Origin of the sequence: Fulvivirga aurantia, assembly GCF_009711475.1 — a bacterium.
GTDB classification, from domain to species: Bacteria; Bacteroidota; Bacteroidia; order Cytophagales; family Cyclobacteriaceae; genus Fulvivirga; species Fulvivirga aurantia.
In genome coordinates, this window is record NZ_SMMD01000507.1 from 1 (window position 1) to 3,433 (window position 3,433).

Sequence of the window (3,433 nt, forward strand, 5' to 3'; positions counted from 1 at the left end):
TTTTTGAAGAATGTTTATAGAACCACATTTCGGAAAAGCGACAAAAGCAGGTTGGATAGAGGTTATCTGTGGGTGTATGTTTTCAGGTAAAACCGAAGAGCTCATCAGACGGCTCAATAGATCGATTATTGCGAAACAGAAAGTCGAAATATTTAAGCCGGTTATCGATAACCGATACCATGAAGATAATGTGGTCTCTCATAACGAAAACTCTATAAGATCAACTGCAGTAAGCTTTGCCAATGATATTTTGCTTTTGGCAGGAGATTGTGACGTGGTAGGCGTAGATGAGGCCCAGTTTTTTGATGCCGAAATTGTCTCTGTATGTAATAAACTAGCCAATAATGGCAAACGTGTGATCGTTGCAGGGCTTGATATGGATTTTGAAGGAAAGCCTTTTGGTCCGATGCCTAACTTACTGGCAGTAGCCGAGTTTGTAACTAAGGTGCACGCAATTTGCGCTAAATCCGGAGAGCTCGCCTCTTTCTCATACAGACTGACTGAGGATGATAGTACCGTGCTCGTTGGCGAAAAACAAGAGTATGAAGCCCGAAGCAGACAGAGTTTTGTGGAAGGGATGAAAAGTAGAAAAGAACCTAAATGAAAGGGTGTAAATTCTTTTCTGCCATTGTTCTGGTATTTATTTCAACACTTGGATTTACACAAGGAGATATACCAATAGGAACCTGGCGCACCCATTTTTCTTTTAACCAGGTAAACCACATTGCCAATGCTGAAGATGTCGTTTTTGCTGCTGGAAAAAATGGCATATTTATTTTCGATAAGTCTGACAACAGCATTTCAAAGGTCACCGCGCTAGACGGTCTACAAAAAGGAACCGTTTCCGCTTTAGCGTATAAGCAAGATATCAATACGCTATTTTTGGGTTATGAGTCCGGGAACATAGATCTCGTTGATTACAATGATGGGCGAACGATCCAAAATTTTGATTTTTCATCAAACACTCAAATACAGGGATCTAGAAAGGTCAACCATTTTAATTTTGTTGAAGATGTTGCTTTCATCAGTACAGATTACGGTGTGCTTAAATTCGATTTGAATAAAAGGGAAGTAAAAGAAACTTACCGGCAATTAGGCTTGGATGCAGACAGCATACCTCAGGAATTAAAAGTTTCGCAAAGTACTATTTACAACGACAGCCTGTTTATTGCTACTGCTCAAGGCGTATTGGCCGCCAATATTACTCAGAACATAAATCTGGTAGACTACAGAAGTTGGCGTAGGTACAACATGAGTGATAGTATTCCTGCAGTTGAAATTTCTGTAATCGCCACAGTCAATAATAAAGTAATAGCCGGTATAGATGATAATGGTCTTTATAGCTATGGTAACGGTACTTGGAAGGAGGAAGGAATATTAGTGAATACTGATTTCAAGTCTTTTAAAATCCAGAACGAACCCATCATAGTTACGGCTGGTGAGGTCTATAGACTTCAGGATGACCTTTCACCCACACTTATAACGATTCCTGAGTATTCTAATTCCGAATTTACAGAAGCATTATTAGATGGAGAAGGTTCATTATGGGTAGGGTCACTAAACCGAGGGTTAGTATCAAATTTTACAGGCAGTTTCGATAGTTATTTGCCTAGTGGTCCTTCAAGCAATGATGTGTTTAGACTTCAGTACATAGATGGACAAATTTACGCGGTAGCAGGTGGTTTTTCAGTAGGAGTCGCCACAGGTAGAGCAGGAGAGTTCTATACATTTTCTGACGCTACCTGGAGTAGTTTCGGAGAAGAACAGGAAGAAAATAAAATCCCTGAGTTTAATGATATTGTAGATGTTGCCCGTGTTAATAGCAAAATCTATCTAGCCTCTTTTGGTTATGGTTTACTTGAGATCAATCAAAACGATTTTCAGGTTTTTGATGAAACAAATAGTCCACTAATAAACACAAATCCACCTGATAGAAATGTAAAAATCTCTGCTATTGAAAGTATAAATAATAGTCTTTGGGTATTAAACTATGGTTCTAATCAGGTTCATCAATTATCAGCAGATTCGCAATGGCAGAGTTACTCTATCCCCACAAGTGTAGCATCTTTTGCTATTGATTTTATCATCGTAAATAGTGCACTTTGGTTGATTATAGACCAAGATAATGGTGGAGGTATTTTGGTCTTTGATCCAGATACTGGAGATACAAGGTATCTGACATCAAACATCAACAGTGGGGGTCTGCCAAGTGATATTGTAAACTCATTAACCATTGATAAGGAAGGCTTAGTTTGGGTAGGTACTGACGTTGGAGTTTCAGTGTTTACTAACACTTCAGGCGTCTTCAACGGAAGTGTAGATGCTGTAGAGCCTATTTTTGAAAACCGACAATTACTTAGAGACGAGGAAATCACGGATATTGAAATTGATGGTGGCAATAGAAAGTGGATCGGTACAAATAGGGGTGTCTGGCTATTCGATGAACAGGCAGATAATCAATTACGATTTTTTAATATCGACAACAGCCCCCTTCCGTCAAATCAAATTATCGATATAGAGATTGAGCCGACTACCGGGGAGGTGTTTTTTGCAACACCTCAAGGCATGGTCTCGTGGAGAAGTACAGCAACAGAATCGGGCGATGAACATACTAACGTTGAGATATTTCCCAATCCGGTAAGAGAAAACTTCAATGGAACTGTTGGCATAAGTGGTTTGGCATCTGATGTAGATGTTCGGATTACAGATGTAAGTGGTAAGCTCATTTGGAAAACCAAAGCGAATGGAGGTACAGCCACATGGAGAGTTAGAGATTACAATGGCAATCGGGCTGCAACAGGTGTATATCTTGTTTTCAGCTCCAGCGAGGATGGAGAAGAAACATTTGTGGGTAAAATTGCGGTTATTAAATAATGCTACATAAGACTCCAGCTATAGTCTTTAAATATTTCAAATACGGAGACACCTCGATCATTGCAAAAATTTTTACTGCTAAATTTGGCTTGCAAACCTATATAGTCAATGGGGTGAGAAGTCGCAGGGCACGTAATAAAATTGCTTTGTACCAACCGCTTACACTACTTGATTTAGTCGTTTACCATCATCCCAATAAAGACATAAATCGAATTTCAGAAATTAAATGCAGTGAGCCATATTCCTCTGTCAACAGTCAGATTCAAAAATCTGCTATGGCTATTTTTTTGGCCGAAATAATGTACAAAAGCATTAAAGAAGAGGGAGAGGTAAATGACCTTTTTGATTTTATCAAAACCTCAATCATATTTTTTGATCATCTCACTGATCATTTTCAAAATTTTCACCTTCAGTTTTTGTTAAAGCTTTCTAAATATTTGGGTTTCGCTGTCGAGATGGAAGATCCATCTTTCAACTCTTTATCTCCGGAAGAAAAGCGCTCTCTCATAAAATTGGCTACAATGCCTTATGAGGAAAAAATTGCTTTAAATAACGATGT

3 protein-coding genes are annotated in these 3,433 nt (G+C 38.7%); all 3 read left to right on the forward strand.

What is annotated here, in order from left to right:
• Nucleotides 1-10: 10 nt before the first annotated feature.
• Nucleotides 11-604: a thymidine kinase gene (locus E1176_RS03745; protein ID WP_155209232.1), complete on the forward strand. Its 594-nt coding sequence runs from the start codon at nucleotides 11-13 to the stop codon at nucleotides 602-604.
• A complete protein-coding gene (gene porZ / locus E1176_RS03750) occupies nucleotides 601-2,874 on the forward strand; it encodes a type IX secretion system anionic LPS delivery protein PorZ (RefSeq protein ID WP_155209233.1) in 2,274 nt (757 codons plus the stop codon). The genes E1176_RS03745 and porZ overlap by 4 nt, the downstream gene beginning before the upstream one ends.
• On the forward strand, nucleotides 2,874-3,433 hold a 560-nt coding region (gene recO / locus E1176_RS03755; protein WP_155209234.1), incomplete at its 3' end, for a DNA repair protein RecO. The genes porZ and recO, both read left to right, overlap by 1 nt.

Excerpts from the sequence above, each read along its gene's own strand:
- E1176_RS03745 (WP_155209232.1), top strand. The coding sequence starts at position 11 with ATGTTTATAGAACCACATTTCGGAAAAGCGACAAAAGCAGGTTGGATA.
- porZ (WP_155209233.1), top strand. The coding sequence starts at position 601 with ATGAAAGGGTGTAAATTCTTTTCTGCCATTGTTCTGGTATTTATTTCA.